The organism is Mucilaginibacter sp. OAE612, from assembly GCF_041806395.1.
Classification (GTDB): domain Bacteria; phylum Bacteroidota; class Bacteroidia; order Sphingobacteriales; family Sphingobacteriaceae; genus Mucilaginibacter; species Mucilaginibacter rubeus.
Genome location: NZ_JBGMUW010000001.1, coordinates 4,462,502 through 4,484,590 on the forward strand (window position 1 = coordinate 4,462,502; position 22,089 = coordinate 4,484,590).

21 protein-coding genes are annotated in these 22,089 nt (G+C 41.4%); 12 read left to right on the forward strand and 9 right to left on the reverse strand.

Features of this window, described 5'->3' with window-relative positions; genetic code table 11:
• Positions 1-16 precede the first annotated feature (16 nt).
• Positions 17-193, reverse strand: coding sequence for a DUF6496 domain-containing protein (locus tag ABID99_RS18570; RefSeq protein ID WP_167516215.1), 177 nt, complete (start codon positions 191-193; stop codon positions 17-19).
• A gap of 324 nt (positions 194-517) precedes the next feature.
• On the opposite strand from ABID99_RS18570, the gene ABID99_RS18575 reads away from it, so the two are divergent.
• From ABID99_RS18575 to ABID99_RS18590, 4 genes are all read left to right on the forward strand, one after another.
• Complete coding sequence (locus tag ABID99_RS18575; protein ID WP_373614736.1) at positions 518-1,612, forward strand: AI-2E family transporter; 1,095 nt, start codon at positions 518-520, stop codon at positions 1,610-1,612.
• A 349-nt stretch (positions 1,613-1,961) separates the two neighbouring features.
• A complete protein-coding gene (locus tag ABID99_RS18580; RefSeq protein WP_188833059.1) occupies positions 1,962-2,924 on the forward strand; it encodes an MBL fold metallo-hydrolase in 963 nt (320 codons plus the stop codon).
• Between the two features lie 98 nt (positions 2,925-3,022).
• The gene (locus ABID99_RS18585) at positions 3,023-3,844 is read left to right on the forward strand and encodes an alpha/beta hydrolase (RefSeq protein ID WP_373614737.1); all 822 of its coding nucleotides are present in this window, start codon (positions 3,023-3,025) and stop codon (positions 3,842-3,844) included.
• Positions 3,845-3,905: 61 nt separating this feature from the next.
• Positions 3,906-4,793 (forward strand): esterase family protein, encoded by an 888-nt coding sequence (locus ABID99_RS18590; RefSeq protein WP_090523363.1) that lies wholly within the window; start codon positions 3,906-3,908, stop codon positions 4,791-4,793.
• A 303-nt stretch (positions 4,794-5,096) separates the two neighbouring features.
• Here ABID99_RS18590 and ABID99_RS18595 read toward each other — a convergent pair whose 3' ends face one another.
• Complete coding sequence (locus tag ABID99_RS18595; protein ID WP_090523357.1) at positions 5,097-5,666, reverse strand: hypothetical protein; 570 nt, start codon at positions 5,664-5,666, stop codon at positions 5,097-5,099.
• Between the two features lie 61 nt (positions 5,667-5,727).
• On the reverse strand, positions 5,728-6,264 hold the full coding sequence (locus tag ABID99_RS18600; RefSeq protein ID WP_373614738.1) for a GNAT family N-acetyltransferase: 537 nt from the start codon (positions 6,262-6,264) through the stop codon (positions 5,728-5,730).
• Between the two features lie 204 nt (positions 6,265-6,468).
• Between ABID99_RS18600 and ABID99_RS18605 the strand changes: the two genes are divergently transcribed.
• Positions 6,469-7,539 carry an NADH:flavin oxidoreductase/NADH oxidase gene (locus ABID99_RS18605; protein ID WP_090523348.1) on the forward strand — a complete coding sequence of 357 codons (1,071 nt, stop codon included), beginning with the start codon at positions 6,469-6,471 and terminating at the stop codon, positions 7,537-7,539.
• 111 nt (positions 7,540-7,650) lie between these two features.
• A complete protein-coding gene (locus ABID99_RS18610; protein ID WP_090523343.1) occupies positions 7,651-8,070 on the forward strand; it encodes an OsmC family peroxiredoxin in 420 nt (139 codons plus the stop codon).
• 152 nt (positions 8,071-8,222) lie between these two features.
• Here the strand turns inward: ABID99_RS18610 and ABID99_RS18615 are convergent, their stop codons facing one another.
• From ABID99_RS18615 to ABID99_RS18625, 3 genes are all read right to left on the reverse strand, one after another.
• Positions 8,223-8,588 (reverse strand): hypothetical protein, encoded by a 366-nt coding sequence (locus tag ABID99_RS18615; RefSeq protein WP_090523334.1) that lies wholly within the window; start codon positions 8,586-8,588, stop codon positions 8,223-8,225.
• A gap of 197 nt (positions 8,589-8,785) precedes the next feature.
• A complete protein-coding gene (locus ABID99_RS18620) occupies positions 8,786-10,372 on the reverse strand; it encodes an AGE family epimerase/isomerase (protein WP_090523330.1) in 1,587 nt (528 codons plus the stop codon).
• A gap of 4 nt (positions 10,373-10,376) precedes the next feature.
• Positions 10,377-12,875 carry a glycoside hydrolase family 9 protein gene (locus ABID99_RS18625; RefSeq protein WP_373614739.1) on the reverse strand — a complete coding sequence of 833 codons (2,499 nt, stop codon included), beginning with the start codon at positions 12,873-12,875 and terminating at the stop codon, positions 10,377-10,379.
• A 314-nt stretch (positions 12,876-13,189) separates the two neighbouring features.
• Between ABID99_RS18625 and ABID99_RS18630 the strand changes: the two genes are divergently transcribed.
• The gene (locus ABID99_RS18630) at positions 13,190-14,350 is read left to right on the forward strand and encodes a hypothetical protein (RefSeq protein ID WP_373614740.1); all 1,161 of its coding nucleotides are present in this window, start codon (positions 13,190-13,192) and stop codon (positions 14,348-14,350) included.
• 102 nt (positions 14,351-14,452) lie between these two features.
• Here the strand turns inward: ABID99_RS18630 and ABID99_RS18635 are convergent, their stop codons facing one another.
• Entirely contained in the window at positions 14,453-15,001 is a 549-nt protein-coding gene (locus tag ABID99_RS18635) for an inclusion body family protein (RefSeq protein WP_090523319.1), read from the reverse strand.
• 412 nt (positions 15,002-15,413) lie between these two features.
• On the opposite strand from ABID99_RS18635, the gene ABID99_RS18640 reads away from it, so the two are divergent.
• The 5 genes from ABID99_RS18640 to ABID99_RS18660 all read left to right on the forward strand — a co-directional run bounded on the left by ABID99_RS18640 (position 15,414) and on the right by ABID99_RS18660 (position 19,080).
• Positions 15,414-15,962 (forward strand): hypothetical protein, encoded by a 549-nt coding sequence (locus ABID99_RS18640; RefSeq protein WP_129569397.1) that lies wholly within the window; start codon positions 15,414-15,416, stop codon positions 15,960-15,962.
• 35 nt (positions 15,963-15,997) lie between these two features.
• Positions 15,998-16,651, forward strand: a complete 654-nt coding sequence (locus ABID99_RS18645; RefSeq protein WP_354481201.1) for a hypothetical protein — start codon at positions 15,998-16,000, stop codon at positions 16,649-16,651.
• Positions 16,635-17,441: a histidine kinase gene (locus ABID99_RS18650; protein ID WP_354481199.1), complete on the forward strand. Its 807-nt coding sequence runs from the start codon at positions 16,635-16,637 to the stop codon at positions 17,439-17,441. The genes ABID99_RS18645 and ABID99_RS18650 overlap by 17 nt, the downstream gene beginning before the upstream one ends.
• 26 nt (positions 17,442-17,467) lie before the next feature.
• Positions 17,468-18,115 carry a response regulator transcription factor gene (locus ABID99_RS18655; protein WP_090523305.1) on the forward strand — a complete coding sequence of 216 codons (648 nt, stop codon included), beginning with the start codon at positions 17,468-17,470 and terminating at the stop codon, positions 18,113-18,115.
• 269 nt (positions 18,116-18,384) lie between these two features.
• Entirely contained in the window at positions 18,385-19,080 is a 696-nt protein-coding gene (locus ABID99_RS18660; RefSeq protein ID WP_373614741.1) for a Crp/Fnr family transcriptional regulator, read from the forward strand.
• 285 nt (positions 19,081-19,365) lie between these two features.
• On the opposite strand, the gene ABID99_RS18665 is transcribed toward ABID99_RS18660, so the two are convergent.
• Positions 19,366-20,307: a helix-turn-helix domain-containing protein gene (locus ABID99_RS18665; RefSeq protein WP_373614742.1), complete on the reverse strand. Its 942-nt coding sequence runs from the start codon at positions 20,305-20,307 to the stop codon at positions 19,366-19,368.
• Positions 20,308-20,554: 247 nt separating this feature from the next.
• Positions 20,555-22,084, reverse strand: a complete 1,530-nt coding sequence (locus ABID99_RS18670; protein WP_373614743.1) for a RagB/SusD family nutrient uptake outer membrane protein — start codon at positions 22,082-22,084, stop codon at positions 20,555-20,557.
• Between the last annotated feature and the right edge of the window lie 5 nt (positions 22,085-22,089).

The window sequence follows — 22,089 nt, forward strand, 5'->3', positions numbered from 1 at the left end:
TTCCGGTTATAATCTATTAACTTTTCTTCTTCGGCACTTTGGCGCCTTCTTTTCGCGCTTCTGAAAGGCCTATAGCTACTGCCTGCTTTTTGCTGGTTACTTTTTTGCCGCTGCCGCTTTTCAGCTTGCCTTCCTTCATTTCGTGCATGGTTTTCTCAACCTTCTCTCCGGCTTTTTCTGAATACTTTGCCATAATGTTACTTTTTAAGTAAATGATAATATTACAATGCAAAATATTTGCCAAAATATAAAATCAGTGGTGATTTTTTAATAGTTACAGCGACAATTTTAGTAGCAGTTACTGAGTGGCAGTTGCTGTATAGGTAGAGTTAACGACTGTAATAGCAAGTACACCAAACTGTTCCCGTTGCTACTTAAAACTGCAACTGCTGCTCAATCCGGCATGATTTAAACGTTTATTAATTTTCACCCGATCTGTTCCCGATTATTACTTATCTTCAAACTTCTGAAGTAATTACGTGTTAAGCCATCATAAATCCCCCTACATTTGCCCCATATGCCAACAAAAAAACTCATCGCTCCATTTTACGAACGTCTTGCTTTAGTACTTATTGGTTTTATGGCCCTGGGTTACCTGATTATTATGGGCAAGGATCTGCTTGATCCCATGATCTTTGGTTTTATTTTCGCCATACTGTTGCTTCCCGTTTGTAATTTTCTGGAAAATAAGCTGAGATTACCCCGCAGCATGGCATCGCTGGTTTCTATATTATTATTGGTTGGTGTTGTTGGGGGGATCCTCTACCTGGTAGGGTCACAGATCTCAAACATGGCTAACGACTGGCCGATGCTTCAAAAGCAGGTAAAACAATCAATACAGGACTTGCAACAATGGATTCAACACGCGTTTCATGTTAACGCTGCCAAGCAAATGGCCTATGTTGATGACACCGCCAAAAAACTCATGGAGTCGGGCACTGATGTACTGGGCACTACTTTTGGGGCCATCTCATCGATCATGCTGTTTTATGTGTTCATCCTGATCTTCACCTTTTTTATACTGTTATACAGGCGTTTGCTCATCCGTTTTATGGTATGGGTTTTCAGAGATGAAAATGAGCACGTGGTAATGGATATTGTTGAAAATATTCAAAGTATTTTGAGGCAATATATATTGGGGTTACTGTTAGAAATGGTAATAGTGGCCGGAGTAGCCATTACCGTTTTTTGGATGATAGGTATAAAATATGCCGCTTTGCTGGGCATTATAGTCGGTCTTTTCAATATTATTCCATACATCGGGATCTTCACCGCTTTGCTTTTAAGTACTGTTATAACTTTTGCTACCGGCAGTATCAGCAACACTGTAGCGGTGGCTGTTAGTGTTATAGGTATTCACGCAGTTGATGCCAATTTTTTGCTGCCCACTATAGTCGGTTCAAAGGTTAGGCTCAATGCCCTCATCTCTTTTATAGGCATTATTTTAGGCGAAATGATCTGGGGCCTTTCGGGCATGTTCCTTTCTATTCCTGTTATTGCCATATTCAAGATCATATTTGACCGCATTGAAACACTTAAACCATGGGGATATCTGTTAGGTGGCGATTATGAATATAAAAAACCTGCTGCGAAGGCCATGAAAACAGAATAAATTCTCAAAAAAAGACAAACCTAAACCTGTAAACTTTCGTTTAAATATACTGAACTTTAATTTTGCAGAAACTGTTGCTCCCCCCCTAACAATGGAAATTGTAAGAGATACGCCACGTGCTATTTACAGGTGTAAAAAATGTAATGAGCCTTTAAAAACCAGGCGTAGGCGTAGCTTTGCATTAAAAATCACCCTGTTTTGGCTTCCCGTTCGCAAATTTTTTTGTGAACGATGCCTTAAAACCCGTTATGTAATGTAACTGTTCATAAAAACAGGCGGCATTTACTTTAATTATTTATGCATATCCTTAATTTAGTAGCGTAGCATACTAAAGCTAAATCTGCCTAAAATGAACCTCAAGTATAAATTACTGCCATTTTTATATATTTTCCTTTTTCCTGTAATTTTGGTTGCTCAAACTCCAAAGGCCTCAACTTTCAGGCTGGTACCCTTAGGTGTGCTCGGAGGTATTGATGAAAGTAACCTATCGGCTTATATGCTTGCACCCAAAGGCAGCAATAATTACATCTGCCTTGATGCGGGCACAATCCATTATGGAATTGAAAAAGCTGTAACGTGTAAAAGCTTTAATGTACCCGGCAATGCTGTACTCAGGCAGTACATTAAAGGCTATTTTATATCCCATCCACATCTTGACCATATTGCTGGGCTTATCATTAATTCGCCCGAAGACAGCATCAAAAACATCTATGCACTTAATGATTGTATTGAAACGATAAAGACGCACTATTTTACATGGAAAAGCTGGGCCAATTTTGCCGACCAGGGTGAAACACCGGCACTGAAAAAATATCACTATAAAGTACTGGAACCTGGTACCGAAACAGCAATCGAAAATACTGAGCTTAAGGTCCGGGCTTTCCCGCTCAGTCATTCCAATTTAACCAGTACTGCTTTTTTGGTGAATAGCAATAACAATTATTTGCTTTATTTAGGTGATACCGGCCCCGATGAGATAGAAAAAAGCAGCAACATGCAAAACCTGTGGCAGGCCGCTGCTCCGCTGATAAAAAGTAAAAAATTAAAGGCTATTTTAATAGAGGTATCTTTCCCTAATGAGCAGCCGGATAAAACATTGTTCGGTCACCTTACGCCAAAATGGTTAATGGCCGAGATGGATAAACTGGCTTCGTTTACTGGCACAGATGCTATAAAAGGCTTAAACATTGTAATAACTCATTTAAAGCCGCCAATGACCAGCATCAGCAAAATCAAAACTCAGTTAAAAGCTGCTAATAAATTACAGCTAAACCTGGTATATCCGCAACAGGGAAAGGCCCTTAATTTTTAAACCTGAAACATCCATTACCATGAAAATACTTAAACCTGTTTTTTTATTCCTGTTGCTGGTAAGCAGCTTCAATTTATTTGCGCAGCAGGGCAAGGTACTTGAAGAGCAAAGCCTCAAAAGAGCAAAGCCTCAAAAGCAAAATTTTAAAGCGCAATGTAAATTACGCGATTTATCTACCTCCGGATTATGAAACGGCTAACCGCACCTACCCTGTAGTTTACCTCCTGCACGGCTATACCGACGACCATACCGGCTGGCTGCAATTTGGCGAAGTTAACCGCTATGCCGATAAAGCTATTAGCGATGGCACTATCCCGCCCATGATCATTGTAATGCCAAATGCCGATTCGAGCTGGTACATCAACTCTTATGACAGTAAGGAAAAATATGAAGACTTTTTCATCAAAGAGTTTATGCCTTATATTGAAAAGGCATTGCGCATCAAGGCTGAAAAAAAATACCGGGGAATTGCAGGCCTTTCAATGGGCGGTTATGGAACGCTGATCTATACACTTAAACATCCCGATCTGTTTGCAGCCGGTGCGGCCTTAAGTGCCGCTGTATTTCCCGACGATCAGCTCGTAAGCACTCCTGATGATACTTATGAAAAAATATTTGCACAGCTTTACGGCCGGGGCTTAAAGGGGAAAGACAGGGTTAACAATGCCTGGCAAAGTAATTCGGTTTTAAACCTGGTGCAAACCAAAACTACCGATGAGTTAAAATCTGTAAGATACTGGATAGATTGCGGCGACGGCGACTTTTTGAGCAAAGGCAACTGCCTGTTGCATATTGCCCTTACCGAAAAAAATGTACCGCATGAATTTCGCATGCGCGATGGCGCCCACACCTGGACCTACTGGCGTACAGGGATCACCAACGCACTGCAATTTATTGGTGATAGTTTCAGGCAAAAGTAGCAGATGCGCTGTTTTCAGATATGCGGATGTGTAAATGACGATTAATTGAATCAATTAGAATATGAGTATTATAAAAAGGATTTTGCTGGTTTGTTTATTGCTGATTTCGGCAAATGTATTTCCGCAAACTACCGGTAAGGTGATTGAAGAGCAATATATAAAAAGCGATATTTTAAATCATAATGTAAAATACGCAGTATACCTCCCTGCTGATTATGAAACATCAAACCGGACCTACCCCGTAGTATACCTGTTGCATGGTTATGGGGATGACCATACCGGCTGGCTGCAATTTGGTGAAGTTAACCGCTATGCCGATAAAGCTATTGCCGATGGTACCATTCCACCGATGATCATTGTAATGCCCGACGGGGGCACAAGCTTCTTTATCAATGCATACCAGGACAAACTAAACTATGAGGACTTCTTTTTCAAGGAGTTTATACCATCTATCGAAAAAGAATACCGTATAAAAGGTACTAAACAATACCGCGGCGTGGCGGGCTTATCCATGGGAGGCTTTGGCACACTGGTATATAGCCTTAAACATCCCGATATGTTCTCAGCAGCGGCGGCTTTGAGTGCTGCGGTACGTAGCGATGATGATTTTATGGCGATACCTGACGAGCGCTGGAAGGATGTATATAGCAAGGTATTTGGCCCCGATCTTAAAGGAAAAGAACGCCTTAATGCTACCTGGCAGGCTAACTCCATACTGGGATTGGTACAAAGCAAAACAACCGATGATCTGAAAAATGTGCGCTACTGGATAGATTGCGGTGATGATGACGCGCTAAGCAAAGGGAACAGCCTGCTGCATATAGCCCTTACAGAAAAGAAAGTGCCACACGAATTCCGCATCCGCGACGGAGCCCACAACTGGACCTACTGGCGCACCGGCATCACCGATGCATTAGCATTTATTGGTGATAGCTTTAGGCAAAAGTAGGACGTAGGAATATAATAAAATAGCTATTAAATCCTGAGGCCTCTGGAGATTGTTTCGGCCCCCCACAGGTCAGTCAACGCTTTGATCAGCACGCCCGGAGGCATAACGAGTGCGGTGTTGAAGCAAGTTACCCATGACAACTTAAAAAATGGGTGTCATAATGAGCCCGTCGAAGTATGGCGGGCAAGCCTCTGCACACGAGTCTTCGACAGGCTCAGACTGACAGGCCCTCTTTTGTCGTTTCACCTTCAGAGGCCCCTGGATTTAATCACTCAGCATTACTCTGGATGGAGTAATTTGGCGCTAATCACTCAAAATATCTTCACATTTCTCTTTCAAAACCTTCAAACGGTTATTCAGTTCGGTCAACCCGGCATCATTACCAATGTTCTTATAAAGCGTTTTTATCAGGGCTAAAGTATTGTCGTCAGCATCGCAGGCCTGTGCCTTCTCCAATTGAGGCAGGGCTTTTTTGACAGCCTTAATGTATTCGGCATCTGTAGATGGGGTATTCAAAGGCTTATCCGCATCGGGGATATTTTTGAGATACAAGTATCCCAAAGCCCGGTGGGCCACATAATAATCAGGTTCGGCAGCAACTACGCGCTCATATAAGGGTATCGCATTTACACTTTGATTGTCATCTTCATAAAGCCTGGCCAGTGAATTGAAAAAATTGATCTTAACTTTGGCTGATAGTCTGGCCGTATCCTGCATAATTTGCCGGGATAATTCCATTGCCTTATCCTGTTCACCCTGCAAACGCGCCAAATTAAAGTCGAGGTATTTGTTGTAGGTATCTTCAGCAGTTTGGGCCTGTGTTAAGGTAACAGCCATTAATAAGATTATTACCGTCAGTATTTTCCTGGGCATGATTGCGGGCTTGGTTCTGAGCTATAACGCTGAAAGGGAGTGTTTAATATGAAAACCAAAACTATAAAACCTTAAACATTTTAACCAAAGGCAATACCACCCCATCAGGCATCGGCTGATCTATATTTTCCATGGCTTTGTATCCCATAGCTTCGTAAAGCGGCACACCAGGCAACGTAGCTCCTAATTGCAGGCTCTTAAAGCCGTTGTTTTGTGCAGCAGTTTCGCAAACCTTTATGATATAACTACCTATACCCCTCCGGGCATAGTCCGGATGAACAAAGAAAGCCCTGATCCTGGCAGCATCATGATTGGGATCAAGCAATGGGTCTTCAATTTCTTTATGCTGATCGCCACCGTAAAGTGTATTGCGTTTGCTCCAGCCGCCACAGCCTACGGTAACGCCGTTTATTTCGGCTACATAATAAGTACCATCGGTAACCAATTGGGTATCCACTCCAAAAATGTACTTAATAGCACTTTCAATTTGCTGCTGATTATAATAATTAGTGCTTAATCCGCGAACAGAAAGAGCGATTAGCCCCTGCAATTCGGGGATATCATTAAAAGTTGCTAAGCGGGTTGTAATGGCAGACATGGTGGTAAATGTAACGTTTTAGTAAATAGCACAACCTGCACTATTAAAGAATGACCTTATTCTGAAAATTGAATAATTCTGTAATTCTGATTCGGACAATTCCGCCTGGCACAAAACGCTTCTTTCCTCTCACTGCAATATCATTTTACAAAAACAGTACATACACACTGCTTGTTAGTACGCATATTTGCAAAAACAAAAAACATGTCTACACTATTCTCTCCCCTTAAAATAAAAAACATCGAACTAAAAAACCGCATCGTAGTATCGCCTATGTGCGAGTATTCAAGCCAGGATGGTTTTGCCAACGACTGGCACCTGGTACACCTTGGTAGCTTTGCTACAGGCGGTGCAGGGTTAATCATTACCGAAGCCGCCGCGGTATCACCCGAAGGCCGCATTACCTTCGCCGACCTGGGTTTGTATAAAGACGAACATGTTGAAAAACTAAAACAGATCACTGATTTTATAAAGGCTCAGGGCGCTGTTCCGGGTACCCAGCTGGCGCATGCAGGACGTAAGTCAAGTCACCAGGAACCATGGAACGGCGGTAAACAGGTCCCTGCCGATCAGTCAAACGGCTGGCAAAGTGTTTCGGCAAGTGCCATTTCCTTTTTTGAAAATGAAGAACCACCCATAGCTTTAGATAAAGCGGGTATTGAAAAAGTAAAAGCCGATTTCAAAGCCGCTGCTAAACGGGCTATTGACGCCGGTTTTCAAGTGATAGAATTGCATGGTGCACACGGATACCTGATCAATCAATTTCTTTCACCGTTCAGTAACCAACGTACAGACGAATATGGCGGAAGTTTTGAAAACCGCATTCGTTTACTCCTCGAAATAATTGAAAGTGTTAAGGAAGTTTGGCCTGAAGAGAACCTGCTGTTTGTACGGATTTCGGCAACCGAATGGGTAGAAGGCGGCTGGACGGCAGGTGATTCTGTTGCATTAGCCAATATTTTAAAAGGAAAAGGTGTTGATCTGATTGACTGCTCAACAGGCGGCAACATACCAAATGTTAAAATCCCGTTAACACCGGGTTATCAAGTTGAATTTGCCGAAAAAGTTAAAAAAGAAAGCGGTATACTTACAGGTACGGTAGGTTTGATCACCAAATCGGACCAGGCTAATGAAATTATAGAAAACGAACGTGCCGATCTTGTGTTTTTTGCAAGGGAAATGCTTCGTGATCCACATTTTGCCCTGCGCGCGGCACATGAGCTTGGCGAGGAAATAAAATGGCCTGTTCAGTATGAACGCGCTAAATGGCATTAATTGGTTTATAGGTAATAGTTTATGGTTCATAGCAAAACCTGAAACTATTTCCCCCAAAACCAGCCATGAACTATGAACCATAAACTATGAACTAATATAAAACCACACGCTATGAAACGTACAGCAAACGCCCATTGGAACGGTACATTACAGGCAGGGCAGGGAGAGATCACTACCCAGAGCACTGTATTAAACAAAACCCAGTATTCATTTAAAACCCGCTTTGCCGATGGCATCGGTACTAACCCCGAAGAGTTATTAGCTGCTGCTCATGCAGGCTGCTTTACTATGGCCGTTGGCGCTGCTTTAACCCAGGCAGGCTTTACTCCTAATGATTTAACTACCGATGCAATTCTTGACCTTGATATGCAGGCTTTAGAAGTTACAGGCATCCATTTAGAAATAAAAGGATCAGCAATTGATGGTGTATCTGAAGAACAATTCAAAGAAATTGCCGAAGGCGCCAAAGCTAACTGCATTATTTCAAAAGCACTGAGCGTGCCAATTACTTTAAGTGTTACTTACGCTTAACTACATTTTACAAAATACAAAAAGGGGATTGTGCTGTGCACAATCCCCTTTTTGTTGACTCATCCCCTATCCACTCCTTTTTAAAACAACAAAGCCGCCGGTAAACCGGCGACTTTTCAACACATATTAAATCAGGGGGTCAATAAGCTATATTACAACATAAATACAAGCAGCATGGCAATATGTACCAGGACGCTGAATGCGAAAAAACCAAGCAGTGTACGGATACCGGAGCCGCCCATGCCGGCTATAATGTTGGCAAAGAATAACACAAGAGTTACTGCCAGCACGGCTATCGGAGCGTTGTAATAATACAGCAGGAAAGCAGGTACAGGTAAAAAGAGCACACCTTGTGAAACAAGTGAAAACATGAACCAAACTGTTTTATTAGGGGCCTGGCTATCGGCAAAGGCCATTAACTTATTCCAGGTATTGTTGCCGGCTTTAGTATTGGCGGTGTTAACGGTATTGGTATTTGCAGCGGTCCATTCAGGAGCATTTATTTTTAAAGTTGCCATGATTGTTATCTTTTAATGATACAAAGATGGCTGGTACCGCTTACCTGTAACATGACCATGGCGCGTTAAAAAAATGATCGTGGTCACTTTCAAAAGCTGAAGGCTGAGAGCAAAATGCACCCTAATAAAAACCGGGTTAAGGCATTTGAACATTAACCAACTCACAATAGCATTACCATAAGCTATTGATTACTAATTTAAAAAGCTTTATTCAAAGCAGACTGATTACCCTCTAAATCAACCGCTCTCACTGTTAACTTGCCTTTACCAGCCGCACTCCTATCCACCACAAAATAATTTAACGGCGTAAAACCTATCCGTTTGCCATTATTGTAAATATTATAACCCAACACCCGCTTATTATCCTTAGATGCCTGCCATTTTAAGGTACCGGTAGCTTTGGCCAGTTTTACCTGCTTTGGGGCAGTGGGTGGTATTTTATCCGGGGCAAGTTGCGTCACACAGTTCATCAGCGCGCGGAAAGTGTGGTAAGTTCCCTTCCAGATCTGGCCTTTGAGAGCTGTTTTATACTGTGGTTGTTTATCTATGCCGCCCTGGTACCAGTCGCCATGTTCATGGTCAATGAGGTAGGTTTGCGTGTATAGCCACAGGGTTTTAAACTTTTCAAAGTACTGGTGCTTATCCTGCGGATACCTGGCAGCCATAATGAGCAGCGTGTTGAGCCCTTCTGCCTGCGCCCACCAGTTCTTGGTATCCTCAGTAATGGTAAGTCCGGGCTTATCTTTAAAGTAATAGCCCTCATCGTAAAAACCGCCCACTTTATTATCCCAACCATTATCCAACGCATCATCAACCATTTTTTTGCCCACCTGCAAGGTTTTGATATCCCCTTCAATACCTAAAGCATGTGAAGCTTCGAGCATCAGATAAGCCGTTTCTACATTATGTCCGTACGAAATATGGTCAAGGCTATGATGCTGCTTATAAACGGCAAGGGTAGAATCGTGGTAAGATACCAGTGTCCAATCGGGTTGAAAAAACAGAATAAGATTTCCCTTATCATTAGTGATCTTATCACGCACCAGCATTAACATTTCTTTCAGGCGGATTTTAAGCAATTCATCCGGCCACACGCTGTATAATTCGGTAAACGCCTCCAGCAGATGGATGGATGAATTTTGATCTTTATAACCCGTTTCGGCAGTAGATTTTATGGTTGCATCCCTCACAATTGGTGTTCCATCACGCTGCATGTGCTGATAGTAACCCTTATAAACCGGATCGTGACCGTGTTTTTCTAACCACCAAAAACATTGCTTAGCCAAATTTAATGCACTGGTATCGCCCGAGGCCTGGTAATATGCTGCAAGCGCGTAAATTGCAAAAGAATTACCATAAGCTTCTTTAGGAGCAAAACCACCCTGTTTGGGATTGCCTTGTCTATCCGTAAAAATGTAAAAGCCACCGTATTGCTTATCCCACAATTTATCCCGCAAAAACTCATAGCCATGGCGGGCCCCCTCTATATAATATTTTTTTGCGGGGAAAAGCTCAGCGGCTTTGCTGTTGCTCCAAACGTGGCGTGCCTGGGTTACTATCATTTTATCCTGGTTACCTGTTGGCTTGAAATCATAGGTGAAAGCACTTAAAAAGCCACCATCGGCAGTATCAAAAGCGGCCGGGTACCAGGGCTTAAGCAGTTCATCAACCATGGATATTTGCATTTCATGGGCTATCTTTTGCTTTTCGCTCTGATTATTTTGCGCAAATACAATCGACACGGCGCTGGTTAAAGCCGATAGCAAACTGATCTTCAATTTCATAAGCTTACTTTTTATTTAAAACATGATCGGCCGCTAAAACTAAAAACAGGTAGTCGGTTGTGCCACCGCCCAAAACGTATTCGCCCTGTTGCCATAGGTAAGGCCAGTTAAGCAGTTCGGGAAAATCAGGCCGGATAAGCGCCGTGCCGGAGGTAATACCACCGGGAATATATGAGCGGTCGGCCCGGTTAAAGCCGTAGGCTGTTGTCATTGATTTTGAACCCACGCCCGATACAAACGAAGCTGTATTGGAACCCGGATGGCAGCCCAGCACAAAATCAATGGCATGCAGCATATAGGTATCACTAAAAACAGACGGAAAACCGGAGTATAAAAAGTATTGTTTATAACCAAAATTCTGGATACCCCATCCCGCTCCCCAAATATTGGGTTCATACGGAACTCCATAAGGGGTTTTAGTTCCCTGCTGCTGAATTTGAGCATATAGTTTTTTTACTGCTTCGGTTATTTTATCATGATAATTTGCATCGTTGATCAACCCCATGGTGCGGCCAACCAGCCAGCCGGTGTTATCAATACTATTGGCTATCGCATCGGTATTGTTTACCAGGTAATCGGCATAGGTTTTATCTTTTGTGGCGATGAGTAATTCTACCGCCAAAGCAACGCCATGGCGCAAAGTATGGTCAGGTGTGTTTTTCCAAACTTCCTGTGCTATTTGCAGACATTGCGTAGCAAGCGTATCATTATAGCCCTTCATTACACGGCTTGCAGCAGCCAAGGCGGCGGCTGTTTCTAACGAACGGCCAGGGTCTTCCTCGGTAAACACCCAGCGGTCATCAGCCGCCGCGGGCGTTTTCAATACAGGGTTAGTATTTGAAGCATTGGTTACAAAAGGTTTGTTATCGGTGATATTGGCGGCATCACCCAAAATGGTGTACTGCCTGATGGTTGGCTCAATAACTCCACGGTAAAAACGTCCCAAGGCCTGGTAGCCTCCTGTAATGGCTAATAAACCGTGCTCAATCTGTTGCAGCATATCCGGTTTGCCATCGGGCTGGTGAATTTCAACGATGTGGTTTTTTTGATCGATAGTTGTGTTATCATATTTTACGTCGAAAGCCTCATAAGCTAATGTAAGTCCGTGAACCGTTTCTGCCTGCGATTCAACCCGCAGGTCAAAATCCCCTGCATCATGCCATGCACCACGGTCGAGAAACGGTACGTTATCCCCCGGATTATATTTATTGAGTGTACTATGCCCCTGAATATAGCCGTCGAAATGGTTGGAATCAACCGGCGCCATTCGGGCATCATCCATATGGCATAAGCCATGCCATACGCGGTATTTTTCGTTAACACGCATATGGCACATCTGTATAGGCAGGAAATATGAAAGCGTTGGCTGCCATACATCGTTTCTAAATACATCAGTGCTGATCTGGAATGGCTCCGTTTGATAATTGCCATATTTTACCAAGTACATACCCGGTTTGGTGATCTTTGTAAAATCAAATTGCAGGTAATGATACCTTAAAAAATCCCCCCAAATGGTGGGTGTGGCTTTCAAAGCGGTTATTAGTCCGCCGTTTTCATTTATTCTCATCAGGGAAACCGGCAATACTTTTTTATCATTTCTATCCAGTTCAATTACTGCAATTTTTTGCTGCGCGGGATGATACCCTACCTGCGATACCTGCACTACCGGTTGCGATTGCCAGCCCTCTACAGCATTTGGGGTTACCCGCCATTCTACAGCATCTTTTGACGCGCCTTTAGCCACTAACGAACGTACCACAAACCAGCCATTGTTATGCTTGGCCCGGCCATCCAACAATTGCAGGCTGCCGCCCGAAAGGTTTTCGATAGTCATGCGCTGTAAATCGGTTTCGGGCGTAATAGTGAGCTTTCTGCCTTCGGCCATGGGCATAACCTGGGTTTCACCTTCTTTGTCGATATAAGTTTGTCCATCGGCCTGTTGAGGGAATATGCCAAATTGCTTATCCATGTAATAAGATTTGCCAAACAAAATCCCCGGGAATAACTCCAGGTTAAAACCTACTTTACCTATCCAATTATCGGGCAATGGCTTATCCAAATCAACAATGATCCTGAACGCCTTTCCTGCAGGGATCACCCGAATATGATAAGCAAAATTCAGATCCGGATAGATAATAGGGTTAAAACCATGGCGGTTCATATCCGGGTTGGGGAGCTCCATGCGTACGCTTACTTCGCCGGTAGCTTTATTAACCACACGCTTACCTACTTTGGGTATAGGCGACCATTGACCCGGCGTAGGCTCCAGCCTGATATCACCATTGGTAGCTACACGCTGTCCGTTTTGAATAATGCCTACCCCACCCTGGTGCCCCTCGGGGTAAAAATCATGTGCAAGCATTACGTTTACGCCCTTATATTCAAGATATTCCTGTGCGTTAAGCTTCATTAAGTTTGCAGCGGGCTTAACCTGTGCATACAAAAAACTGGGCAGTAAACAACAAGCAGCAATAATCGCGCTGAAGGTAAATTTAGATCTCATCAGGATAATGGATTAACCGGTAATATGCAACAAGATATTTGCACGGCTAAAAATACCTCTGTGACAAGGGCTCAGTATAATGATATATTAACCTTTTGTTGCCGATTTTATACAATAACAGGGATTTTACATTAAAAATCATTATTAATAAACAGCAGCCAATGATACTGCAATTAACTTATTACCAATTAATTAAAAATAAAAATACCTGATATTAGGTATTCATTTTGTTCAGTAATTAATTTAAATTTGATTACCAGTAATACCTGTGTGCCGAAAAAGGGATCAAAGAGTAGGCAACAATTATTCAACCGATGGCCTTCCTGTTATGCTTAGCTGTAATAGCTTCACTGCTGTTACTGAACCCCTATTTAAAAAAACAAGTTTTTAAACTATTTACAGCTGTTTTTTTTATTCTTACTTTCTCTGAAGCAGTTCATGCTCAGCCTGCAAACCCCGATAGTGTAACAAATAACAGGGTTAAAAAAGATTCAGTAACTAAAGCCCTTCTTCCTGATTCTATATTAAATATTTACAACCTAAGCGGAAGAAAAGATTCGGCCAGGCTTAATGAGATCATCGCTATCAGGCTCAAAACTACACTCCCAATCGATTCGTTCAAAACCCTGTATGTTGACGACATCAAAGTAGGAGAAACTGCTTTTTGGGGCAGTAACGACTACGAAAAGATCGTGTATTTCAAAATAGACGAGTCGGTACAGAACCTCGCCGTGCAGTTTTTAGCCAGCAAATCCATTGATAAAGCCCGTATCCCGGTGTATTTTTCTGTAGGCTATTCAGGTGGCTACATAACCAAAGGATTAATAAAAACACAGCTTGAAGTTAAACAAAAAATAAGCCGGATATGGGTATGGATAATGGCCGTTGTAATGGCCGGTTTCCTGGCAATGGGCCTAAAAAATAACATCTTAAAGGATGACGCCAATTTATATTACAGCCTGAGCCGCACACAACTCCTGTATTGGACGGTTATTTTTTCCGTTACTTACCTGTACATATGTAATGAAACGGGCGCTTTGCCGGATATCCCAGGCTCACTGCTGGCTATCCTCGGTATCAGTGCCGCAACAATGGCCACAGGTAAGCTTATAGAAAACGACCAAAAACCTAAAACGGAAATTGATCCTAAAGCACATAGCGAAGGTTTTTTTCACGATATCCTCTCCGACCGAAGCAGTATTAATATCCAGCGGCTTCAAAATGTACTGTTCAATATTCTGTTCGGACTGATCTTTATACAAAAAACAGTTTCATCAAATTTGTTACCTGATTTTGACAACAACATTTTACTGATGATGGGTATTAGCGCAGGCACCTATGCCGGCTTAAAAGCCACCGAACCCACCAAAGACCAGGTTACGGAACAACATGATTCAACAACTATTGGAAACGAAAAACCGGTCGATAAGCCCGACGGAGATGACAGTAAGGGAACCGGAGGCAAAACAAAATAAGCAATGCATTTAAAGCCTTTTAATACAAACAGGCACAAACCCGGTATCATTACATGACAAACCGGATCTATGCCTGTTTTTTAATTTAGGTTTAAGCTGGAATTAGCTTTGTACGGTAACGGTTGGATCCCAGTAATAGTAACCAAATAATACCGGATCGTTAACGCCTCTCTGGCGTACATAAAGTGCAAACTGAACGTTGTATTGTTCGGTGCCTTTGCTAATTACAGTTGCCTGGTTAAACCAAAAATATTGATCGGAGAACCCAACAGGAAGTGCAGTGCCATTAGTAGGTAAAATACCTGTGCGTTTATATACACTGAAGGTTTCACCATCAAATACTACATCTTGTGCATACCATGCTAATTTGTAAATAACCACGGCCGAATCAAAATTGCCATATTCCGATACCGCATACCAGCGTATAACGTCGCCTACATCAGCTTTGATGTTAAGGTCGGCCCCGCCCGAACCGGTAATGGTATTGCCACGGGTAGCAACCATATACATATAGTTATGAGGCAAACCTGTTGGATTGTTAGGATCCTGGCTTGGGTTTGGATAATCGGTAGTAATTGCATCGGTATCGATAACTACCTGGATGTTGATGATCTCCTGCGAGGTGGAGAGAAATTCACTGTTAATTGCCATGACTAAAAGGGTTATTAGGATAAATAAATGCCCCTACTCTTTTAAAGGATTTTCGGGTTAGCTCCTTTGATCAGAGCGAACAGAACCGAAGCGCTTCTTAACCGGTTTTTCTTATTCGCTTATCACAATACAAACCTCCGCTTATTTAAACAGGCTTATTAGAGAAAAAATACCAGATAAAAAAAATAAGTATTTATACGTATACAAACCATAAAAACACCCTTTCACACTATTTCACACCTACTAACTTTGCGGTATAGGAAAATCAACAGAAAACGAAGCGAACAATAAATAATTAGTGAGAAATTTTTTCACAGTAGTATAAATAATTTCTCACTTATATAATTTATTATTATCAACATAAAATACAAATAATACAACTATATTACCTGCATATTAAACCTATTATATCATGAAAAAACGACCTTTTAACTTATTCAGACCGATCGCTGCCGCGATTACTATTTGCTTGTTTTTTGCCATGACTTCATGCAGGCAGGCTACCAAATTTGCCCAGGTAAAGTATACCGCTACACAGGTTAATCACTGGCTCGACTCGGCCAAAACTGACAATTTTGTTTTTCAGTTTTACAGCCCCCAGATCGATGACGTTAAAAAGCCATATCAGCTCGTATCATATATTCTGGATACAGCCGGAGGCTATCTTAACCCGATGCATCCCGATACACTGGCTATTACAAAAGATACACTGGTTAACTTAACCGGCCCGGTGGTTTTAGGCAATACGTATCTAACCAAAAAAGCTATTATGGCGATTATCTCAACCGATAGCGGAAAAAAACGTGATTATGACTTCCTGGTTTTTACTCCTAAGATCATAGCTTCCAACCAGCACCTTGTATACGCCATCAGCCTTATAAAAAACGGTGTACCTATTGATTACCGCGACTCAGACACCGGGGATGTTGATTCAAATCCATCACCTCCGGCAAAAATGTAATAGCGTTACAAAACTGCTGCAAAGTGGAACAGCTAATGAAAGGTATATCTGACTGGTCGGAGGTTTGGGCGTTGCTCATTCCCCTGGCCATTCTTTGTTTGAAGAAAAAACAACCAGTTTTTAACAAACCTGTTGTTATATATTTATGGACAGCGCTGGCAATTAATGTAACTATTGATGCCATATGGAAGCTTAAAACAATTTTACCGCATCCATACAACACCAATAATTATCTGTATAATATACACTCCATAATCAGGGTGTTATTATTCAGCTCTTTTTTTATAAAGTTAAACCAGCAGTTTTTGTCCAAAACAAAAAGGATAGCACCGTATATTTTTTTAGGGTTTGTACTTATCAATTTCAGCTTTTATCAAAATTTTTTTGATTACGGACAATTGAGCAGCAGATTACTATCATTTGAGGCGGTAATTATGATGTTTTATTGTATGCAATATTATCTGTTTAAAATAACCGACGATGAAGAACCCGGTAAGAAACAGCCCGACTTTTGGATAGTAACCGGCCTGGGTATTTACTACACTGTAAATTTTTTTATTTTTCTGTTATACAATGAACTCACAATACGCCTGCACAATTTTGCCATAAACCTGTGGAATATCCACAATTTCACGTATACTATTTTATGTGTATTTATAGCGAAAGGGTTATATGAAACAAACGAATGATGATATCAGGCTCCTGCTCTTTATGGGCATTGCGGTTATGCTTTCCTTATTCGCGAGCATATTGCTCATTTTTATATTTTTTCAGCGTAAAAAATACCAGTATCAGCAAAAAATACAAAAGCTGCATCAAACCCAGCAAAACCAGTTGATAGAGGCAGCTGTGCGCAGTGAAGAAACTGAACGTCATCGTATTGCCGAAGAGCTGCATGATGAAGTGGGCGCCATTTTATCGGCATCAAAGCTGCATCTACAAGGAGTAAAGATCAACGTTATTGATAAAAACAATGAGCCGAGGTATGAAAAAGGACAGGAGCTGCTTGACATGGCCATTAAACAGGTGCGTGGTATTTCGCACAATTTGCACTCCAGTATTCTGAAAGAGTTCGGGCTAAATGAAGCAATCAGGCATTTTGTTGAGAAAATAACAAATAACGACCTCATATTTATTACCACCGATCTTGATGATTCATATACAACCCAGGCTAATGAAAATGATATTAGCATATACCGCATGGTGCAGGAGTTAATGAACAATATACTTAAACATGCCAGACCTAAAAAAATACATATCACATCAACTTATAACCACGATGCTTTAAACATTAGTATTTTTCATAATGGGAAGGGGCTCAGCCATGCACAATATGAAGAACTGAAGTTTAATAAACAGGGCCTTGGCCTCAAAGCTATCCAAACCCGCATCATTTTGCTGAAAGGCGAGGTATCATTCAATCACAAGCCCGAAGGATACTACATTAACATCAGTATCCCCCGAACAATTACTATTTAACCATTATAACAATCAAAAAGAAGGCGATGAAACCTATTAAAATTGCCATAGCCGATGATTATACCATATACAGGGACGGCCTCAAAATTGGACTTACCCAGGATGAGAACCTGGAAGTAATGCTTGAGGCCGGCGATGGTGAAGACCTGATAAAAGGCATTGAAACCAATATGCCCGATGTAATTATCATGGACCTTAAAATGCCTGTTATGGATGGCATGGAAGCTACCAAACACATTAAAAAGAAGTATCCTGATATGAAAATTTTAGTGGTGACGATGTACGATGACGAAAAGTTCGTAATTCATTTAATGGAGATTGGCGCCAACGGGTATCTGCTAAAGAACGCGGAAGCTGAAGAAATCAGGAAAGCGATATATTCGGTACACGAAACAGGCTATTACTTTAACAATATAGTAAGCAACGCACTTTTAAAGAAATTGGTGATAAAAGGCAATATCAAACCATCCTTTAAAGAAGGCGTTGAACTCACCGAACGGGAACAGGATGTACTGAAATTAATTTGTGCCGAAAAAACTGCCAATGAAATGGGCAAACAACTGTTTCTTAGTCCGCGCTCGGTTGAAGGGATCAGGCAGCGCCTGATAGATAAGGTGGGCGTACGCAACACCGCCGGGCTGGTAATGTTTGCTGTAAAAAATGGGATAATATGATGCTTTTAAATTAGCCATGCCATTTTGCATGTCATCTTAAGACGAGATTTCTTTTTTTTTAATAAATACACAAAATACAAACTTCAAATAAATCGTAAAAGCAAACAATTGGTCTTTTCATCCAACAAAAAACCTGATTTATCGGGTTTAAAATCAATTAAATCAATAATAGCAAAAAACTATTCAATGAAAATTCAATTTTTTGATAAAAAATACAATTTTCATTGATATTTTTACAACAAAACGTTGACTGATTGATCAAGATTTGAATGAAAAGAAATATCCAGTGCGATAATCAAACCTGTCTTTTATGTAAAGGCTGTATAAAAGAGTGGCTGCCGGCAATTGCAGCCAACAAAAAAAACTTTAATGTAAAAAAAGGACAGGTTATTTTCAGTGAAGGCGACCCGGTGAAAGGAATTTACTTTGTTTATGAAGGCAATGTGAAAGTTCATAAAAAATGGGGGGCAGATAAAGAGCTTATTATTCGCTTTGCCAATAAGGGCGCTATTTTTGGTCACCGCGTGCTGGGTAAACATGCTACCCACTACCCTATTTCAGCCACAGCTTTGGAAGCAGGCGTTATATGCTACATTGATATGGAGTTTTTTGAGGCTACTTTAAAAGTAAACCCTCAGTTTACCTACCAGCTAATGTTATTTTTTGCCGACGAGCTGCAGGAAGCCGAACGCAAGATGCGTAATCTTGCGCATATGCCGGTAAAGGGTCGCGTTGCCCAGGCACTCATAAGCCTCAGGAATCAGTTTGGTACAAACCCGGAAGGCCATATTGATGTAGAACTTACCCGGCAGGACCTGGCCTCATACGCCGGCGCTACTTACGAAACTGTGTTCAGGGTAGTTAACGAGTTGTTACAGGAAAAACTGATTAGCACAAATGGCAAAAAGATCAGTATTATCAATCATGATAAACTTTTTCTTTTAACTCAGGATGATGAGTTGTAAATGGGATAATTACTTCAAAATATTATTTTCCTTTTGCCTTAAATGGGTTTATTGTTTTAGCTTTTTGGGGATAAAAATCATCTAAGGTGTAAAGCAGAATATTGGTATCAATTGCGATATAACTCATAATCCTTAGCTTCCCCCCTGTCAAATCTATACCCATTATTCAAGGTAAATTCATTTAATCTCTCGTTCAAATGGTCAACGGTTTTTATATAGACTCAGTTTCTCTTTCAATTAACGACAATCATTTTTAACATTTAGATAATTATCGGCAGCCAGCCCTCATCCAACCAAATTCCGTACTTCAACCGGCGATAATGATGTTTGCTTCTTAAAAAAACTGGAAAAATGAGACAGCTGTTCAAAACCCAGGCTATAGGCTATTTCCGAGATATTCCAGTCGGTTTGTTTAAGCAGGATGCGGGCCTCCTGGATGAGCCGGCCGGCTATATGCTCAGTTGTAGTTTTGCCGGTACTCTCTTTTAATACTTTATTAAGATGATTGCTATGAACAGCAAGCCTGTCGGCGTAGTCTTTAGCTGTACGCAGGAGGATTCTTTGATCGGGTGACGCTATTGGAAACTGCCTCTCCAGCAATTCAATAAATAGGGATGATACCCTTGCAGATGCATTATGACTGTTATTATAATTGGTAAAGGGCTGCAATTTTTGGCCATAATGAATTAGCTCCAGTACATAGTTCCTGATCAGGTCATACTTGTACAGGTAATCGGATGCTATTTCATGCTGCATCTTTTTAAAAATGAGGGTGATCTCATCGGCCTGTTCATCGGTAAGCATAAACACCGGGCACCCTCCGGGACTAAAGATCGGTAAAGCATCTAATACCACACCGCTTTTCGATTGCACCAAAAATGCATCAGTAAAAATGCAGAAATATCCGGATTGATCCATACTCTGTGGTTTCCAGCTATAAGGAATTTTGGGTGTGCCAAACACTAATGCATTCTTTTCAATATTAATAACCTTATCTGCATACTCAGCAATATTCCTGCCCCTCACCAGGTTTATTTTATAATATAACCTGCGATTGTAAGGCACATGGGTAGGATCCTTGTTTATTTTAGCAATGATATCGCTAAGGTTGAATACATTAAAATGCCCTATCTGGTTATTGATATCAGCCGGAAGCAGGTCTCCCACCGTGCTGTTGGTACGCTCGGCGGCGTTTTTATAAAAATCCTCTACTGTTACTGTTTTCACCTTTTGCTTTAATGATCTACACAAACTTAATGATAACTACATCACTATTTACTTCAGGTAAATCAGTTCTTACAAAACCCAAACAAAAGTTTTCAGTAGATCAACACTTTATATTTTCCGGAGGCAAAACAAACTTAATACATAACAGAAATGTTATTTGAATTTAATAAATACCACTAACAGATAATAAAAAGAAACCGCCTCATAATTGACTTACGAGGCGGCTTCTTTTTATTTAACACCGGTATTAATAACCCGGGTTTTGGTACATCTTAACAGGATCAAGCTTGTACTCATCAAACGGAATCGGGTAATAACGATCTTTAGTAGTGAAGTTTGCTAATGAAGCCAAACCAAAATCAGTTTGCTTTTTGGCGTGGAAATAAGCTACCAGTTCAGCATCGTTAAAGGTACGCAACAGATCATACCAGCGGTGATGCTCAAATGCAAGCTCTACGCGGCGCTCGTGCAAAATAGCCAATTTAAGGGTTGGATACCTTGTAGCATAATCACTGTTAGTTATTGATACCGCGTAAGTTGGCATACCTGCACGTACACGCACCTGGTCAAGCAAATTGATAGCTGCAGCCTGATCGTCAAGGTAATTGTCAACTTCAGCCAATGAAAGCATTACATCAGCAAAACGCATCAAGATCCAGTCGTTACCACCGTAACCTTTGTCGGTTGCTTTATCACTGTTATCTCTGAATTTGGTTACAAACCAATCTTTTACAGTTGGGTCGTTTGCGAATTTTACCGAGAAAGCCATACGTGGGTCATTTGCTTCATACTCATTAATCAAATCGTGGGTAACATTATAACCCGCACCTGAAGATTTAACCCTGGAATTTATAGTTTCGCCTTTAGCCTGAAAGTTGCCGGCTATTGCCGAACTATAATTAATATCTCCCTGGATGTTCGCGATCTGGAAGATCAGTTCGGGACATGTGGTTTTCTTGGCTACGTCAAAAACATCAGTATAAGGAATGGTACTCAATGTACCGAAAGTACGCATGTTGTAAGCATTCGTTAAATATGTTTTAGCGTTGGTTAAATTAGTTGTGCGGTTTGCCTGATCCTGAGCAGTTGCCATAGTAAGATACACCTGCCCTAACAAGAAATTAGCAGCGGCTTTTGAAGTTCTGCCTGTAGAAGCCTGCAGGTTAGGTAGCGGGCTGTTATTGATAACATCGAGCAAGTCGGCCACTATTTGCTGATAAACCACAGCTTGTTTTTCGCGAAAAGTAGCTGCAGGCAAATCAGCATAACCCAATTGTTTGGTAACCAATGGCACATCACCCCAAAGGCGTACTAATTCAAAATAGGTAAACGCACGTAAAAATTTAGCTTCTGCAATATATTGCAACTTTACACTGTTATCGGGGAATGGCACAGCATCAATATGCGATAATACCACGTTGGCCCTGGTAACTGTACCATATAATGATACCCAGTGAGATTTCAAGTAGGTATTACTCGGAAGTATTGAAAAGTTACCGAACTGGAATGGTTCGCCTGCGTTTGACTGGTTATCCTGCGTACCGGTATCGTCCGAGCGCTGATCTGTCCATAAGTCGCTACTTTCGCCAACGTTGTTACCGCTGCGTAATGATTGGTAGATGCCGTTTACTGCTAACAACACATCGTTAGGGGTTTTATAACTCGCATCAACCGTTATAGCGTTGGGGTCACTCTGATTTAAAAAGTCTTTTTTACAAGACGGGCTTATCGCCACAGCCGCCGTAAGGCAGGCAATAGCTACAAATTTTTTATTCATCTCTA

Coding starts and splice junctions, on each gene's coding strand:
- ABID99_RS18570 (WP_167516215.1), bottom strand. CDS start 193: ATGGCAAAGTATTCAGAAAAAGCCGGAGAGAAGGTTGAGAAAACCATG.
- ABID99_RS18575 (WP_373614736.1), top strand. CDS start 518: ATGCCAACAAAAAAACTCATCGCTCCATTTTACGAACGTCTTGCTTTA.
- ABID99_RS18580 (WP_188833059.1), top strand. CDS start 1,962: ATGAACCTCAAGTATAAATTACTGCCATTTTTATATATTTTCCTTTTT.
- ABID99_RS18590 (WP_090523363.1), top strand. CDS start 3,906: ATGAGTATTATAAAAAGGATTTTGCTGGTTTGTTTATTGCTGATTTCG.
- ABID99_RS18595 (WP_090523357.1), bottom strand. CDS start 5,666: ATGCCCAGGAAAATACTGACGGTAATAATCTTATTAATGGCTGTTACC.
- ABID99_RS18600 (WP_373614738.1), bottom strand. CDS start 6,264: ATGTCTGCCATTACAACCCGCTTAGCAACTTTTAATGATATCCCCGAA.
- ABID99_RS18605 (WP_090523348.1), top strand. CDS start 6,469: ATGTCTACACTATTCTCTCCCCTTAAAATAAAAAACATCGAACTAAAA.
- ABID99_RS18610 (WP_090523343.1), top strand. CDS start 7,651: ATGAAACGTACAGCAAACGCCCATTGGAACGGTACATTACAGGCAGGG.
- ABID99_RS18615 (WP_090523334.1), bottom strand. CDS start 8,588: ATGGCAACTTTAAAAATAAATGCTCCTGAATGGACCGCTGCAAATACC.
- ABID99_RS18620 (WP_090523330.1), bottom strand. CDS start 10,372: ATGAAATTGAAGATCAGTTTGCTATCGGCTTTAACCAGCGCCGTGTCG.
- ABID99_RS18625 (WP_373614739.1), bottom strand. CDS start 12,875: ATGAGATCTAAATTTACCTTCAGCGCGATTATTGCTGCTTGTTGTTTA.
- ABID99_RS18630 (WP_373614740.1), top strand. CDS start 13,190: ATGGCCTTCCTGTTATGCTTAGCTGTAATAGCTTCACTGCTGTTACTG.
- ABID99_RS18635 (WP_090523319.1), bottom strand. CDS start 15,001: ATGGCAATTAACAGTGAATTTCTCTCCACCTCGCAGGAGATCATCAAC.
- ABID99_RS18640 (WP_129569397.1), top strand. CDS start 15,414: ATGAAAAAACGACCTTTTAACTTATTCAGACCGATCGCTGCCGCGATT.
- ABID99_RS18645 (WP_354481201.1), top strand. CDS start 15,998: ATGAAAGGTATATCTGACTGGTCGGAGGTTTGGGCGTTGCTCATTCCC.
- ABID99_RS18650 (WP_354481199.1), top strand. CDS start 16,635: ATGAAACAAACGAATGATGATATCAGGCTCCTGCTCTTTATGGGCATT.
- ABID99_RS18655 (WP_090523305.1), top strand. CDS start 17,468: ATGAAACCTATTAAAATTGCCATAGCCGATGATTATACCATATACAGG.
- ABID99_RS18660 (WP_373614741.1), top strand. CDS start 18,385: ATGAAAAGAAATATCCAGTGCGATAATCAAACCTGTCTTTTATGTAAA.
- ABID99_RS18670 (WP_373614743.1), bottom strand. CDS start 22,084: ATGAATAAAAAATTTGTAGCTATTGCCTGCCTTACGGCGGCTGTGGCG.